Here is a 16328-nt window from a genome sequence, read left to right as displayed (position 1 = left end):
TCTAACCTTAAACTTAGGCAAAATTGCTTTCAAATGCAATTTCTTTAGAAAGGAAAAATACTAAAAAGAGTTTAAAGGATAAGCTTTAATTTCAAACTTCCTTTATTTTCAACCCAATAATCCCCATCCTGCTCATTCGCTGTTAAACTCTTGTCGAATACACGGACGCCACTTTTTACAAGAATCACCTGCGGTAAGATTGTCTGAATTGGTTCGAATCCGATTTTTTCCAATGACGAATCTTGACACCAATCCAGATCAGCATACGTCATAATGTCCCCTGGTTTAAAGTCACTGCTAAAAGCCTTTATTAATTTAGACAATCCACCGATTACGATATAAGGTCGTTTGTGACAAAAACGAAGTAATTCAAAAGATCGGTAGTCTACGGGTGTATCATTCATTTTTCGCCCGCCGCTGAATACAGCTATCGACACCAGATCTCCTTTATAATACAAACCATACCTATATTTTCCGGGTAAGGCAGATTGGAGATGATGGTCTTCCTGAAATTCCATAGATATGCGTTTGTCAATCCGGACAGCCACGGTATCCCTAGCATAAATACGATTCCCAAATCCAAAAATACTTTCTAACCGAGCCATTAGTTTTTCAGTTGAAGAGACAACTACATCATAATCGATATGAATGGTTTTTCGGATTGGGTCATTTGATAAGCGAGTAGACTGTGGGTAATAGAAAACGACATGGAATCTTTCAGACTGCAAAACAATGGTTTTCTCTTTCACAAGTACCGTAAAAATCAACGGAATCCGTCGGGTTATTTTTCCAATAAATTCTAAAACTATTTGCTTGTGATCGCCCATGGCTATAAAATTACTAATTATTCGTTCAGATCCTTGTCACAAATAATTGGTAACTTTGCACTTTGCAAAATAAGGAGATGATATCTCTCCCGATGATGTCGGGAGAGATATCATCAACCATTGAAAATTAAATAGATGAAATTACCTATAGTAGCATATGGCGATCCAGTATTACGAAAAAAGACCGCCGAGATAGATGAAGATTATCCAAATTTAAAAGAGTTGATCGACAATATGTTTGAAACGATGTATGCCGCTCGTGGTGTGGGTCTCGCCGCCCCGCAAGTAGGTTTACCAATTCGACTTTTTGTTATTGACGCGTCGCCTTTTGCCGAAGATGATGAAGACGAAGCCGGAGATCCATCGTTGAAAGATTTCAAGAAAGTACTTATAAATCCAATTATAATAGAGGAAACCGGCGATAAATGGGCCTTCAATGAGGGCTGCTTAAGTATCCCGGATATTACCGAAGAAGTGCAACGCCCTACCAATATTATCATCAATTACCTAGACGAAGACTTCGAAGAGCATGAAGTCGCACTATCTGGACTTGCCGCGCGTATCGTACAACATGAATACGATCATATCGAAGGAAAGTTATTTATTGATAAATTAGGTCCTGTAAAAAAGGCAATGTTAAAAAGCAAACTGGATGCTATTTCAAAGGGAAACGTTAAAGTTTCCTACAAAATGAAATTCCCTTTCGAGAAAAAAGGGCGATAATGTTGTGAAGAAGTAAAGTCGAGTACGACTTTACTTCTTCACAACATTATAATCCCAATATCTTTCTGTTAAAATTCGCATCAGTTTCCGCTCCAGCAAAATCGTCAAAAGCTTTATCAGTTACATGGATGATGTTTTTGCGAATAAATTCTGATCCCTCACGGGCACCATCTTCCTGATTTTTGATACAACATTCCCATTCCATTACCGCCCATCCGTCAAAATCATATTGCGTTAACTTGCTAAAAATAGTTTTGAAGTCTACTTGGCCATCGCCCGGGGAACGGTATCTTCCTGCCCGATCTGCCCAACCCTGATATCCACCAAATGTCCCTTGTCTTCCCGTCGGATTAAATTCGGCGTCTTTCACATGGAAAGCCTTAATCCGCTCATGGTAAAAATCGATGTATTGAATATAATCCAATTGCTGTAATACAAAGTGCGATGGATCATATAACAAACATGCCCGGGGATGTTGATTTACCTTATCTAAAAACATCTCATACGTAACGCCGTCGAATAAGTCTTCTCCTGGATGTATTTCATAGCACACATCTACCCCACATGCGTCAAATGCGTCTAAAATAGGTGTCCATCTTTTCGCCAACTCGGTGAAAGCCTCGTCGACCAATCCATCCGGACGTTGCGGCCAAGGATGAAAATATTGCCACAATAACGAACCACTAAATGTTGCATGCGCTTTCAAACCCAAATTCTGTGACGCCTTTGCAGCATATTTCAATTGTTGAATCGCCCATTCTGTTCTCGCTTTTGGATTATTTTTCACTTCAGGAGCAGCAAAAGAATCGAATAATTCGTTATATGCTGGGTGAACAGCAACCAATTGCCCTTGCAAATGCGTAGACAACTCGGTAATGTCCAAACCATATGAAGCTACTTTACCCTTTAGCTCGTCGGCGTAGGTCTTACTTTCTGCAGCAAGCTGCAGATCAATGAATCGCTTATCCAATGTAGGCATTTGAATTCCCTTAAAGCCTAAATCAGCTGCCCATTTACAAATACTATCCAACGAATTGAAAGGAGCTTCATCTCCTATAAATTGTGCTAAAAAAATACCCGGTCCTTTGATTGTTTTCATTTAGTTTGTTTTTTGATCGATGAAGTCTTTTTACAGTAAACAGACTTGCAACAATTACATGTTTCTTTAATAACTACTTACGATGATAAAGATAATAAATCTCACGCTAGAATTTGAGCTAAACAGCAGGACAATTTATAATGCGCTTTTAGTAGCGTGATCCATTTTTCAATTAGGCGTTTTTAAGCATTGGTACAATAGTTGGTATATTTAAAATAGCATATTAAAAATATCCAAGTAGTACATACTTTCCAAACAGAAAGGAATGTCTTTTGGATACCGCGATAGCTGATAAATTATATAGATATGAAAACAAAAATTACACTAATGCTATTCATGGCTGTATCCATCGTCGGACTGTCATCATGTAGTGAAGAAACGATAGACAACATCAGTCGTGATACAGCATTAAACATTATCACAGCCGGAGTTTGGCAAAAAGCCACCAAGACGGTATCTGGAAATTCAGATAACACATTAAACGTAACTACCGAGTTATTAGCTGAAAATCAGACTTTAAATTTTGACAAGGATGGTAAAGCCTGGATAAAAACAGAAGGATCTGATGTACAAACGTCCAAAAGTTACAACTTATCGTCTCCCAAGAAAATGACATTTGATGGTTTAGATTATGATATTAAAGAAAATATCGTACAGTCAATCGCAACCTTAACGTTAGTAAATATAACGGGGCCGGTCCGAACCGAAATTGTATTTAAAAGAAGGAGATAAGGCAGTAACTAATCGTTAAATTAGAGAGAAGAAAAGCGCAGCTAAGGTTGCGCTTTTTTGTTTTTTTCGGCTATCCAGCGTGCCATATATTTTGTTGCTTGGTGTTGATGATGAAGTAGAATCTGCCCCATAAAGTTTTCATCCCTGTCTTCCTTCAAATGGCTGATTTTATCCGAACACAGGGATAAAAGTGCTGTACCATAAGCCGGATTAGCATAACGGTCATTCAGAATTTGCGCACCGATACGCTGGCTATTGTACCAAAGCTCTTTATTCTGATATAGCGCAGCTGCTTTCTCTACAAATTCGGAATAATCATCACATATAAAACCATTCCATTCGCCTTTTACCGACATGGATTCAGCTCCTACAGTAGAGCTAACGGAGGGCGTTCCCGCTTGCATGCTATCCACGAATTTACCCTTTGCTCCTGCCCCAAAAGGAATAGGTGCCAACAGTACCCGATATCGCTCTAATTCCTGTCGTGCATCGTCGGCTCTTCCTTCTATATAAAAGCCTTCCGCTGGTTTATGTAACTGGAATACTTTCTGTGAAGCATAGGCTCCATAAATATGTAGTTCTGCAGCAGGAATCTTCTTTCTTAATACCGGCCAAATTTTATTTTTCAAAACCTCAACAGTACGCCAATTTGGTTCATGGATGAAATTACCAACAAATACAACATGTTGGCGATCTTCGAAACGCAACCATTTTTCGATCTTATCCGCTGAAATTTCATCTTCCTGAAAAGGCAAGTAGTACAAAATATTGGAGGGTATATTAAATTCATTTTGTAAAAGTTCCATTTCATTTTCTGAAATGATAAGTGAAATATCGGAGCGTAAAATAGACGCTATCTCCCTTTTTGCGGTGTCCGATTTTAGGTTAACTTTCATTGGACTTTCAAGACCATGGCTACCGCTAGTCATGGCGTTTTTTTTATATGCTTCTTGTCGGGCCAACCGCAAAAAATGCAAATCTTCGGTATCTAATATCCGTAATGCACTAGGGCAGTATTCTGCGACACGCCAACCATACTGTTCCTCGATCATAAAGCGATCGAATAACACGACATCAGGCTGAAGTTGACCAATAAACTCATCAAAAGAGTTGTGATTTAACAGAATAACATGTTCGTGAACCCCCAGTTCCGCTAAATTATGCGAGTAATCTGATTTTCCTGCGGCGGAGGCGAAATGTACTTGGTGGGAATTCAGAAACAATTTAATCAAACGTAACATCCTCCACCCCGCGGCAGATGAAGTTGGTTCCGGCCAAACAAGTCCTATGATTAAAATTTTTTTCATCCACCTGGTTTTAAAGCAACGAAGCTATCATGTTGGCTTCAACTTCCGAAATTAAATATTTTATTTAGCAATGAGAAAAGTAATAAAGCTGTCTCTGTCTCCGTTTTTTGAAATATTTTATCTATTTTTATGTTTACTAAATTGTATTAGCATAGTGAAAAAACCTAAAAATTTGTATACACGTTTATGATCAACTTTCAAATTAAAGAAAATCCAGAAGAGTACGATGCGATAATTGTCGGTTCGGGCGCTGGTGGAGGGATGGCGGGCTATATATTAGCCCATGCTGGACAAAAAGTCCTGATGTTAGAAGCAGGGCCGTATTTTGATCCCGCAAAAGATGCCCTCCAATTGCGATGGCCTTGGGAATCTCCCCGTCGTGGAGCATCAACCACCCGGCCTTTTGGGGATTTCGATGCCGCATTTGGAGGCTGGCAGCTAGAAGGTGAGCCTTATACTAAAGCTGCAGGAACGGATTTTGAATGGTTTAGAGCGCGCATGTTAGGTGGTCGAACGAATCATTGGGGAAGGATTTCTCTCCGCATGGGCCCTGATGATTTCAAACCCAAAGATGGTGTTACCGATCCTTGGCCAATTACCTACGACGAAGTAAAACCGTTTTACGACCGCGTAGATCGTTTGGTAGGTATATACGGTACAGTAGAAGGCATTCCAAACGAACCTGACGGTATTTTCCTTAAACCGCCGAAACCGCGATTAAATGAATTATATATTACAAAGGGCGCGAGAAAAGCAGGTGTAACTGTTATTCCGGGACGTGGATCCGTTCTTACAGAAGCGTTGCCAGGAAACAAAGACCGAGGCGTTTGCTTTTACTGTGGACAATGTGGAAGGTCTTGTAAAGTTTATGCCGACTTTTCATCGTCATCTTGTTTAATCTTTCCTGCAATGAAAACCGGAAATCTAACTGTAATAGACAATGCAATGGTGCGGGAAGTATTGACCAACGATGAGGGCACCGCTATCGGCGTTTCGTATGTAAGCACAGCAGATTCTCAGGAGTATACGGTTAAAGGAAAARCCGTAATATTGGGKGCCAGCGCATGCGAAAGTGCTCGCATTATGTTAAACTCCAAATCTTCAGCCCATCCCGCCGGTGTTGGCAACAGCAGTGGCTTGGTTGGAAAATACTTACATGATTCGACAGGGGCAAGCTTATCGGGTTTCCTACCCCAGTTAATGGAAAGAAAACGGTACAACGAGGATGGCGTAGGAAGTGTACATATCTACTCTCCTTGGTGGTTGGATAATAAAAACTTAAAATTTCCGAGAGGGTACCACATTGAATATGGTGGCGGCTTACATATGCCTTCGTATGGTTTTTTAAATTGGGTACCAGAAGCGAATAATAAAGCGGTCAGTCAAAATGGACAATCAAAGGAAAGAGGGGGATACGGCCTAGGATTGAAGCAAGATTACCGTAATTTCTATGGTGCGAACGTAGGCATGGCTGGACGTGGGACTGCTTTGGCACGAAAAGACAATTATTGTGAAATAGATCCTAATAAAGTGGATAAATTCGGTATTCCTGTTTTAAGATTTCACTATAAATGGGCAAACGAAGAAATTGAACAAGCAAAACATATGCAGGAAACGTTTCAATCCATTATGCATGAGATGGGAGCTATCATAACGTCTAAAATTCCCGGAAAGGACACCTTGTACGGTCTCGAAGCTCCTGGAAAAATCATCCATGAAGGTGGAACTACCCGCATGGGGAATGATCCACAAACTTCTGTGCTTAATAAATGGGGACAGGCACACGACTGCAAAAATCTATTTGTCGTAGATGCCGGTCCTTTTGTCCAACAAGGTGATAAAAACCTTACCTGGACTATCCTCGCGCTATCCATGCGAACATCAGAGTATATTTTAGATCAAAAAACCAAACTTAACGGCTAAACCCATTATGAACAGAAGAGATACATTAAAAGCTTTAGGTCTTTTAGCCGCTGGAACGGGAATGCTCGCTAATTCCTGTAAAGACAATAAAAACATTAAAAATGCGGATGCTAAAGCTACAGATAAATTACCAGGAGTTCAGGATTTTGAACATGCGCGAAATACGCAGCTTGCGGAACAAACTTTTTTTACCGAACATGAATTTGCTACGATCACGTTATTGGTCGATTTTATTATACCAAAAGATGAAATCTCGGGATCTGCCTCAGAGGCTGGGGTACCGGATTTTATTGAGTTTATGGTAAAAGATCTTCCTGATAATCAAATACCTATGCGGGGTGGTCTTAAATGGCTGGATGTACGCTCTCAAAAGAAATTTAATAATGTCTTTATTAAATGTAAGTCGGACCAACAAACAGCATTATTGGACGAGATTGCTTATCCTGACAAAGCAAAACCAGAAGTACAACAAGGTGTTGCATTCTTCGCACTACTGCGAAATCTAACGGCATCTGGATTTTTTACCAGTCAAATGGGTGTAAAGGATATTGGATATGCCGGTAATATGCCTGGTGTATGGAACGGGGTACCTCAGGACATTTTAAAAGAACATGGCTTTGATTTAGAGGGCGTCATTTAGATAGAAGAAATCCGTTCTTTCTTCTGAAGCGGGGGACGAGATAAAGTTATTTTTTGCACATAAAATAACTTTATCTATGTTTGGGGCTAGAAAATTGGAATAATTATGCTTGGTTTAAAACTATTAACGGATCCGCGTTGGGCAAATATTGCTGAATCAAATTTGGAAGAAATTTTGACCGATCACGCTTGGTGTGAGCAAAAAGCAGCATCTAATGCCATTTCCTTGATTACACAAAATTCAGAATACGAAGATCTGGTACATGAACTGACGGCGATCGCCATCGAAGAAATGGAACATTTTAGGATGGTGATCGACATCATCAAAGAAAAGGGTTATACATTAGGCCGCGAACGGAAGGATGATTATGTCGGTCAATTGATGAAATTTTCGAAGAAAGATGGTTCGCGCAATCAAGCCTTCATCGATAGACTACTATTTGCCGCCATGATCGAAGCCCGAAGCTGTGAACGTTTTCGTGTGTTAACCCAAAACTTAAAAGATGAAGCCTTGGCCAAATTCTATTATGATCTTATGGTATCAGAAGCTAATCACTATACTACCTTTTTAAACTTTGCGCGCAAATATACCATAGACGTAGATGTTGATAAGCGATGGAAAGAATGGCTAGATTTCGAAGGTCGCCTTATTCAATCTTACGGAAATAAAGAACACATACACGGGTAATTACCCCACCACACCAAGATAAACCGAATCGGATAGCACGCCCTCAAGCACATCAACAAAACCCGCATAAACATGTACAGGACTTTTGCTATTCTTCAACAACGGAAAAGATATCACACACTGGCCCAAATTTGCGTCGACCACAGCGATCTTTATTGCTGCTTCAACACCAATTTCGTAAATTAATACATTCAATTTATAAGAAGAATCATTATACGCGGAGTTAATCCGCCAACGGAATTTTAAGTTATCACCATCTTGTTCAACGACACATTCCTGAGGGGACGATAATTTTCCCCGAAAAACCAACACCTTCTCTGGGTTTACAAAAGGTTCCTGTCGATCATTTAATTCCATACACTCTTTTAATACATGCGATTGTGCCATTTGCACTGGACCTACACGGCTCCCCTTGGGTGCGATGTCTTTATAGCCATACCGTACTACGGGGTATATCATGCCCATAAACTCTCCGGCAACCTTCATCTTCTTTCGATTTAGTAGTTCCGCTTCACTCAGTTTCCTCTTTTTTTTCTTCTTTGGACCCCGAATAATATTTTGTCCGTTCATTACGTATCCGAACACGCTGCCTACTTTTCCGATAAAAGCTCCGTTTGGTCCATCTTTTTGTATTGCCATAATTCTTTATTGGGTTAGTTGTCTGTTAAAGTTAGACATAATTTCGCTATTTACCATCTATTTAATTTATTTTTAAATGGTAATTACTGAGATATTATAGTGTTAATACCCCTGTTAACCCCCTGTAAAACCCCTGTTATATCTCTGTTATATCCCGGTTAATATCGAAAACAAATCCTTGTTGTATCCTAGTAAAAGCAAAAAAGTTAAAATTTTCAAATTATTAATCTAGTTCAAGATTTATTAGAGATTCCGGTAGTACCTTTGTTTTAAAAGGAGGAAAAATTATGTTAGAATTAGGAATAGGGATGTTTGGTGATCTCCAAATAGATCCCATAACAGGAGAAATCCAATCTACTCAACAACGTCTTCAAGAAATTATCGAAGAAGTAAAGTTAATGGATGAAGTTGGTTTAGATTTCTTCGGAATGGGGGAACATCATCGGCCAGATTATGCTGTTGCCTCCCCTGAAATTATTTTAGCTGCGGCTTCAACTGTTACCAAAAACATTAAACTTGGAAGTGCCGTATCGGTATTGAGCTCCACGGATCCTGTAAAATTATATCAAGATTTTGCAACAGTAGATTTACTTTCGAATGGTCGAGCTGAACTGATGGCGGGGCGCGGCTCTTTTATAGAATCGTTTCCTTTATTTGGATATGACCTTAAAGACTATAGTGAACTTTTTGAAGAAAAATTAGATCTCCTCGTAAAAATAAACAATCAAAATCCCATTAACTGGACGGGAAAATTCCGTAAATCTTTAATTGATCAAGAAGTATTACCGCGTGCTATGGACAATCATTTGCCGATTTGGATTGCTGTTGGCGGAACGACTTCTTCCGTTATCCGAGCAGGAAAGTTAGGTTTACCGGTTATGTTCGCCATTATAGGGGGAGCTTGGGAACAATTCAAACCACTATTTGAATTGTACGAGCAGGCCTACGCGGATAACGGCCATGATATGTCCAAATTTCAGGTGGGCGTTCATATGCATGCTTTCTTCGGTGAAAATAGCCAAGCTATAGCTGATCAATATTATCCGGTTTATTCGGCACAGATGAATAGAATAGGAGCTTCAAGAGGATGGCCTCCTTATCAACGTTCTCAATTTGACTTCGGAAGATCTCCCCACGGTCATTTGATTGTAGGAGATGCAAATGAAGCGATCGAAAAAATTCTCCGCGTAAAAGATACATTTGGTCTGACCCGTTTTTCTGCACATATGGATGTGGGTAGTCCTTCTCATAAAGAGATGATGAAAGCGATTGAAATATATGGAAATAAAATCGCCCCAAAAGTGCGGGAAGCAAGTAAAGTTTAAGTACTTTTTTGCAGATTTGCGTATTTGCAAATCTGCAAATTTGTGCGCATTTACAGTATCGCTGTAAAAAGTCCCCCTATGTCGTTATTTTTCCGCTATTAATTAAATCCTAAAGGCAGAGGAGAGAGCGATAACCGCACTGCGCTCATTCATGCAATATGAACCAAAGCGAATGATTAATTTGTTATCATATTCATCGCGATTATATTTTGTATATAAAAACAAATTTATCTAAGTTTGAAACAAATATGATTACGCAATCGACATCTGGAATAAAAGTCTCAGTAGAATGTATCTATCAACCGGAATATTCTAATCCTACTAATATGCATTTTATGTTTGCCTATCGTATTACGATCGAAAATGCGAGTGATCATACGGCTCAACTAATCAGTAGGCATTGGGAAATTTTTGATTCCATCGGTGAACATAAAAAAGTTGATGGCGATGGTGTAGTGGGGGAACAACCAACCTTAGCTCCAGGAGAAATACACCGATACGTTTCTGGTTGTAATTTAAAAAGCGATATTGGCTACATGGAGGGATTTTACACCATGGTTCGCGAAGTTGATGCCGCTGTTATTCATGTCGATATTCCCCGTTTTCATTTAATAGCCGACTTCAGGCTTAATTAACAGGTATTTGTAAAAACATTTCCTGTCATACTATTTTCCCCGCTAAAAAAGAATATTTCATTACTTTTGTACTTGGATAAGTATGTCTATAAAAAAAGATGACGCATTGATCTTGGGCGTCAACGAATTAGTTGGTGTCCTAAATTTCTATTTGCGGTTAAAGAAAGAATGTACCTATCGCTACTTTTTCGAGCAAAGGGATTTACATTTATAAAACAGAGAAATAAAAAAATAGCGTGAGTATATTAGGAACAGAACAAGTAAGTCATTCTTTCAACGACAAATGGCTCTTTAAAGATTTACATTTTGCACTACAGCGAGGCGAAAGGGTCGCTTTAGTAGGAATTAATGGCACGGGCAAGTCTACACTATTGAAAATTCTTGCTGATGTGTTTCCACCGAATCTGGGGAAAGTAGTAAAAGAGAAAGGAATTCGTATAGGTTATTTACCTCAGGAACCGGATTTCACCGGATTAAATACAATCAATGATTTTATATACAGTGCGGATAACGAGCAGCAGCAACTCATAAAAGAATACGAGCAACTAATTGATAGTCAAGATATTGATAATAATAAATTAGCTGATATCACCGACAAATTAACTGCTTTAAATGCCTGGGAATATGAACATAATATTAAGACTATTCTAAATAGATTACAAATCTCCAATTTTGATCAACGAATAGATAGTCTTTCTGGGGGACAGAAAAAACGCCTTTCGTTAGCCAAGCTATTAATTGACGAACCAGATGTATACATTTTAGACGAGCCTACCAATCATTTGGATATAGAAACGATTGAATGGCTTGAAAAATTGTTAACGACAGGTAACAAAACGGTTTTAACAGTCTCACACGACAGGTACTTTTTGGATAATGTTTCTTCAGAAATCCGTGAGTTAGATAAAGGCCAGCTTTTCATTTATAAAGGTAATTACGCTTATTATTTAGAAAAAAAATCAGATCGCGAATACAACGACGTGCTTTCTGCAGAAAAAGCTCGAAATCTACTTCGAAAAGAATTGGAGTGGATGCGGAGACAACCTCAGGCACGCGGAACAAAATCAAAAGCACGTATAGAAGCCTTTTATGATCTAGAAGATAAATCTAAGGGTCCTCGTCAAAATGACAAAGTACAGTTGAGTGTAAAAGTATCTCGTCAGGGATCGAAAATCCTTGAACTGGAAAATATAGCTAAAACCTATAATAAGAAGGAGATTATATTTGGTTTTAGCTATATTTTTAAAAAAGGAGATCGTATTGGATTGGCGGGCAAAAACGGTTCCGGTAAAAGTACGTTTTTGAATCTTATTACGAATGAGATACAGCCCGACGGCGGAAAGATCGAAATTGGGGAAACAACTAAATTCGGATATTACAAACAAAGCGGACTTCAATTTAATGAAGGCGAGCGTGTGTTGGATGTTGTAAAAAATATTGCCGAATATATTCAAATGGCAAATGGAGATACGCTTACCGCATCGCAGTTACTAACTTTATTCCTCTTCCCTCCTGAAAAGCAGTTTGGAATGGTTAATAAATTAAGTGGGGGTGAAAAGAAACGGTTACATCTTATGCGTGTGTTAATGGCGAATCCTAATTTCTTAATTTTAGATGAACCTTCTAATGATTTAGATATTGACACGTTAAATGTACTTGAAGAATTTCTTTTAAATTTCCCTGGTGTACTTGTGCTAGTGTCGCATGATAGGTATTTGATAGACAAGTTAACCGAACAACTTTTCATTTTCAACGGAGAAGGATCTATTACGATTTACAATGGAAATTACGCTGATTTCAAATTGGAGCAAGACCAAAAAATAAAAGAAGAAAAAGCACTTATAAAAAACAAGACAATTACAGCCGCTCTCCCTCCTATTGAAAATTCGTCCAAAAGAAAGTTAACTTACAAGGAGATTAAAGAGTACGAAAATTTAGAACAGGAGATTACTAAACTAGAAACTATCATCGTTGATAAAACGCATGTACTATCTGAAACAACAGATCATTTAAAGCTAGTCGAAGTAGCATCTGAAATTGAAAATCTAAAATCATCCCTCGATAAAAAATCAGAGCGTTGGTTAGAATTAGCAGAGTATATATAAAGTTTCACGTGAAACATATTAATATGTTTCACGTGAAACCTCAGAATTGAAGTATGTTTAAAAAATATGATATTATTGTCGTCGGTGCCGGACATGCCGGTTGTGAAGCAGCAGCGGCAGCGGCAAATCTCGGTTCATCTACTTTATTAATAACGATGAACATGGGTGTAATTGCTCAAATGAGTTGCAACCCTGCTATTGGCGGAGTTGCCAAAGGACAAATAGTACGGGAAATAGATGCAATGGGTGGTTACACAGGTATAATCGCAGACAAGTCGACTATTCAATTCCGTATGTTAAATAAATCTAAAGGACCTGCTATGTGGAGTCCGCGAACTCAAAATGATCGAATGCGATTTGCGGAGGAATGGAGATTACAATTAGAATCTTTACCAAATCTAGATATGTGGCAAGACACGGTAAAGGAGGTAATTGTTGAGAACGGACAAGCTAAAGGTGTAATCACATCATTGGGTATTCGTATCGAATCAAACGCAGTAGTTCTTACGAACGGTACTTTTTTAAATGGCATAATCCATATCGGTGAAAAGAAATTCGGAGGAGGTAGAACAGGTGAAAAATCCGCCACCGGTCTCACTGAACAATTGGTATCACTTGGGTTTGAATCAGGTCGCATGAAGACGGGTACCCCACCTAGAATCGACGGCAGGAGTCTAAACTATTCGCTCATGGAAGAGCAATGGGGAGACGAAAAGAAAGGTAAATTTTCATATACAAATGTAGAGATGCCCTCTGAACAACGGTGTTGTTGGATAACCTATACGAATGACAAAGTACACGAGGTACTCAAAACAGGTTTTGAAAAATCACCCATGTTCACTGGACGAATTAAAGGTCTAGGTCCTCGTTATTGTCCATCCATAGAGGACAAAATCAATCGATTTGCCGAACGCGAACGGCACCAAATATTTGTCGAGCCAGAGGGTTTCAAAACTGTAGAAATATATGTAAATGGATTCTCAACATCTCTTCCAGAAGATATACAATTAAAAGCACTACAGTTAATTCCAGGATTTGAACAAGCAAAAATGTATAGACCTGGATATGCTATAGAATATGACTACTTCCCTCCTATGCAGCTCGATCTTACATTGGAAACACAGCGTGTAAAAAAATTATTCTTTGCCGGACAAATTAACGGAACTACGGGATACGAAGAAGCGGCCGCACAGGGTTTTGTTGCCGGTGTAAATGCACATCAGCGGGTAAACGATTTACATGAACTTATTTTAAAAAGATCTGAATCGTATATTGGTGTACTAATCGATGACTTGGTTACGAAAGGTACAGAAGAACCTTATCGTATGTTTACGTCGAGAGCTGAACACCGTTTATTACTTAGACAAGATAATGCGGATATAAGACTAACTCCTTTAGCACATAAACTTGGACTAGTATCTGACGAAAGACTACAAACAGTAAAAGAAAAAGTAACCAACTCAGATGCTATCGTAGATTATATGAAAAAAAACAACGTTAGTACAGATCACATGAATCCCGTTCTTGAAAAATTAGGATCAAGCACGCTATCACAGAAGTCACGCTTGTTTAATATCTTAACTCGACCTCAGGTGGGGATTACGGATATCGCTCAAGCCGATACCCACTTTCACACATTTCTAAGCACATTTAATGAAGAGATTATTGAACAGGCCGAAATTAAGGTAAAATACGATAGCTATTTCGAAAAAGAACAGGAAATCGTAAATAAGATGAAAAAAATGGAAGATAGGGAAATCAATCCAAATTTCGATTACTCATCTCTGCCTTCCTTATCCATCGAAGCACGTGAAAAACTATTTAAAGTAAAACCGAGGACTTTAGGCCAAGCATCAAGAATATCAGGGGTTTCACCATCAGATATAAGTGTTTTGATGGTTCATATTAGTTAAAACACTGTAAATCAATATTTTATAAATAAAAATAAATATTTAATATTAAGCTATATAAGACGATATTTTAAAGAATATGAAACAGGGGTCCGACATATATAAAAACAGCTCACAGAGCTTAAAAAGCGGTAAATTTCAGAAATTGGTTATTTTAGCTTTTATTGTCCTTATATCGCTTACGCTTTTCCATTGCGCCAATATGCAAAGGCCTACCGGTGGACCGAAAGATTCATTACCTCCTAAGCTATTAAATGAATCCCCAATAAATCTTACTACGAATTTCAAAGCCTCGGAAATTATACTCACGTTTGATGAATTTATTAAACTCAATAATCAATTTAAAGAGTTTAGTATCTCCCCTGATGTAGAGAAACAGCCAGAATATAGAGTGCGAAAAAAAAATCTACATATTAAACTACCCGATACACTTGAAAATAATACCACTTACACCATCAACTTCGGAAAAGGACTAGTAGATTATAATGAAAGTAATCCGATTATAAACTATACATACGTATTTGCCACTGGTCCCGAATTAGATTCCTTGACGATATCTGGATCTGTTAAAAACGCATTTACAAAAACATTTGATGAAAAAGTAGATAAAGATGTTCGTGTTCTTTTGATTCCAACTCGACAAGATTCTATTTTTGGTAAAAAGAAAGCTTCTATATTTACCTCTGTAGATACTAGCGGAAATTTTACTTTTAAAAATTTGAGGGAAGATACGTACCGCATATACGCGCTGCAGGAGCAAAACAACGATAGAATATATAACAGTCCTGACGAAGCAATCGGGTTTTTAAAGGACAGTATCATATTAACAACCGATATTTCCGGTATTCATCTAGAATACTCGAAAGGAAAACCGCTAAAACACCGCACGTTAGAAAAGAAAATAGAAAAAGACAGCAGAATACTACTTACGTTTAATCAACAACTAGATGATCCAGATCTCCAAATTTTTGATCCGAGCACATACAATGCAGCAAAAGTCGTTAATTACTCAAATTATAAGGATTCCGCATTTGTCTTTCTAGAAAACTTAGACTTCGACTCGTTAAAGCTACAGCTATCTGATAATGAAAATATTATTGATACTATTCTAATTCGAAGAGGAAAAAATGATAAATACGAGCGATTCATTACTCCCCTATTGAATATCTCCAACAAAGTAGATAAGATAAATCATATTACACTCAGCAGTAAATTTCCGCTAGCATCTATCGATAAAAACAAAATACAGCTCTTAGAAGACTCCGTATCGCGACGAAATTTTCAATTACAACAAGATAGTTTAAATAGCAACCTATACCACATCAGATTCAATTGGAGAGCAAATAAGAATTACGAGTTAGTCTTAGAAGAAAAAGCGATGCTCAGTCCATTTGATGACTTCAATAAAGAGCATAAAACTAAATTTACACTTGACGAGACTGATAATTATGGAGATATTATCTTTCAGATAACCGGCTTGGATACCTCATCGAACTATATCGTCGAGCTAATTGACGAAGCCAAAACGAAAGTATTTAATAAACGAATTATAAGAAATCAATCCACATTAAACTACAGTAAATTTCCTGGAGGAAAATACTCTATAAGAATAATACAGGATATAAACGGAAATAATAAATGGGATGGTGCTAATGTATATACGCTAGAACAAGCAGAACCTATCTGGTATCTCAACAAGACTTTTACTATTCGTGCAAATTGGGAGCAGAATGAAACGATAGCCGTAAAATTCGAATAGTACTACACTTCTCGGTT

The 16328-nt window shown here is 38.2% G+C and carries 14 protein-coding genes; 10 read left to right on the top strand and 4 right to left on the bottom strand.

The features are described 5' to 3' along the window. Window positions 1–71: 71 nt before the first annotated feature. A complete protein-coding gene (locus C4F40_RS10860; protein ID WP_196939429.1) occupies window positions 72–827 on the bottom strand; it encodes a hypothetical protein in 756 nt (251 codons plus the stop codon). A 135-nt stretch (window positions 828–962) separates the two neighbouring features. Between C4F40_RS10860 and def the strand changes: the two genes are divergently transcribed. Beyond that, the gene (gene def / locus C4F40_RS10855) at window positions 963–1550 is read left to right on the top strand and encodes a peptide deformylase (protein WP_196939428.1); all 588 of its coding nucleotides are present in this window, start codon (window positions 963–965) and stop codon (window positions 1548–1550) included. 46 nt (window positions 1551–1596) lie between these two features. Here the strand turns inward: def and C4F40_RS10850 are convergent, their stop codons facing one another. Continuing rightward, complete coding sequence (locus C4F40_RS10850) at window positions 1597–2649, bottom strand: sugar phosphate isomerase/epimerase family protein (protein ID WP_196939427.1); 1053 nt, start codon at window positions 2647–2649, stop codon at window positions 1597–1599. 306 nt (window positions 2650–2955) lie between these two features. On the opposite strand from C4F40_RS10850, the gene C4F40_RS10845 reads away from it, so the two are divergent. Further along, a complete protein-coding gene (locus tag C4F40_RS10845) occupies window positions 2956–3381 on the top strand; it encodes a hypothetical protein (protein ID WP_196939426.1) in 426 nt (141 codons plus the stop codon). Window positions 3382–3422: 41 nt separating this feature from the next. Here C4F40_RS10845 and C4F40_RS10840 read toward each other — a convergent pair whose 3' ends face one another. Further along, window positions 3423–4688: a glycosyltransferase gene (locus tag C4F40_RS10840; RefSeq protein WP_196939425.1), complete on the bottom strand. Its 1266-nt coding sequence runs from the start codon at window positions 4686–4688 to the stop codon at window positions 3423–3425. Window positions 4689–4874: 186 nt separating this feature from the next. Between C4F40_RS10840 and C4F40_RS10835 the strand changes: the two genes are divergently transcribed. The 3 genes from C4F40_RS10835 (at window position 4875) to miaE (ending at window position 7938) form a co-directional block, all read left to right on the top strand. Beyond that, the gene (locus tag C4F40_RS10835; protein WP_196939424.1) at window positions 4875–6611 is read left to right on the top strand and encodes a GMC family oxidoreductase; all 1737 of its coding nucleotides are present in this window, start codon (window positions 4875–4877) and stop codon (window positions 6609–6611) included. Between the two features lie 7 nt (window positions 6612–6618). Next, window positions 6619–7251 (top strand): gluconate 2-dehydrogenase subunit 3 family protein, encoded by a 633-nt coding sequence (locus C4F40_RS10830; protein ID WP_196939423.1) that lies wholly within the window; start codon window positions 6619–6621, stop codon window positions 7249–7251. A gap of 105 nt (window positions 7252–7356) precedes the next feature. After that, complete coding sequence (gene miaE, locus C4F40_RS10825) at window positions 7357–7938, top strand: MiaE family protein (RefSeq protein ID WP_196939422.1); 582 nt, start codon at window positions 7357–7359, stop codon at window positions 7936–7938. Here miaE and C4F40_RS10820 read toward each other — a convergent pair whose 3' ends face one another. Continuing rightward, window positions 7939–8577 carry a DUF6266 family protein gene (locus C4F40_RS10820; protein WP_196939421.1) on the bottom strand — a complete coding sequence of 213 codons (639 nt, stop codon included), beginning with the start codon at window positions 8575–8577 and terminating at the stop codon, window positions 7939–7941. 287 nt (window positions 8578–8864) lie between these two features. Between C4F40_RS10820 and C4F40_RS10815 the strand changes: the two genes are divergently transcribed. The 5 genes from C4F40_RS10815 (at window position 8865) to C4F40_RS10795 (ending at window position 16311) form a co-directional block, all read left to right on the top strand. Beyond that, window positions 8865–9902: an LLM class flavin-dependent oxidoreductase gene (locus C4F40_RS10815; RefSeq protein ID WP_196939420.1), complete on the top strand. Its 1038-nt coding sequence runs from the start codon at window positions 8865–8867 to the stop codon at window positions 9900–9902. A 248-nt stretch (window positions 9903–10150) separates the two neighbouring features. Beyond that, on the top strand, window positions 10151–10537 hold the full coding sequence (apaG, locus tag C4F40_RS10810; protein ID WP_196939419.1) for a Co2+/Mg2+ efflux protein ApaG: 387 nt from the start codon (window positions 10151–10153) through the stop codon (window positions 10535–10537). 236 nt (window positions 10538–10773) lie between these two features. Continuing rightward, window positions 10774–12642 carry a ribosomal protection-like ABC-F family protein gene (gene abc-f, locus C4F40_RS10805; protein WP_196939418.1) on the top strand — a complete coding sequence of 623 codons (1869 nt, stop codon included), beginning with the start codon at window positions 10774–10776 and terminating at the stop codon, window positions 12640–12642. Window positions 12643–12695: 53 nt separating this feature from the next. Then, window positions 12696–14555: a tRNA uridine-5-carboxymethylaminomethyl(34) synthesis enzyme MnmG gene (gene mnmG, locus C4F40_RS10800; protein WP_196939417.1), complete on the top strand. Its 1860-nt coding sequence runs from the start codon at window positions 12696–12698 to the stop codon at window positions 14553–14555. A 199-nt stretch (window positions 14556–14754) separates the two neighbouring features. Next, a complete protein-coding gene (locus tag C4F40_RS10795; RefSeq protein WP_231390017.1) occupies window positions 14755–16311 on the top strand; it encodes an Ig-like domain-containing domain in 1557 nt (518 codons plus the stop codon). Window positions 16312–16328 lie beyond the last annotated feature (17 nt).

Origin of the sequence: Sphingobacterium pedocola, assembly GCF_015209965.1 — a bacterium.
In the GTDB taxonomy this organism is placed as follows: domain Bacteria; phylum Bacteroidota; class Bacteroidia; order Sphingobacteriales; family Sphingobacteriaceae; genus Sphingobacterium; species Sphingobacterium pedocola.
This window is presented reverse-complemented; position numbering and strand designations above follow the sequence as displayed.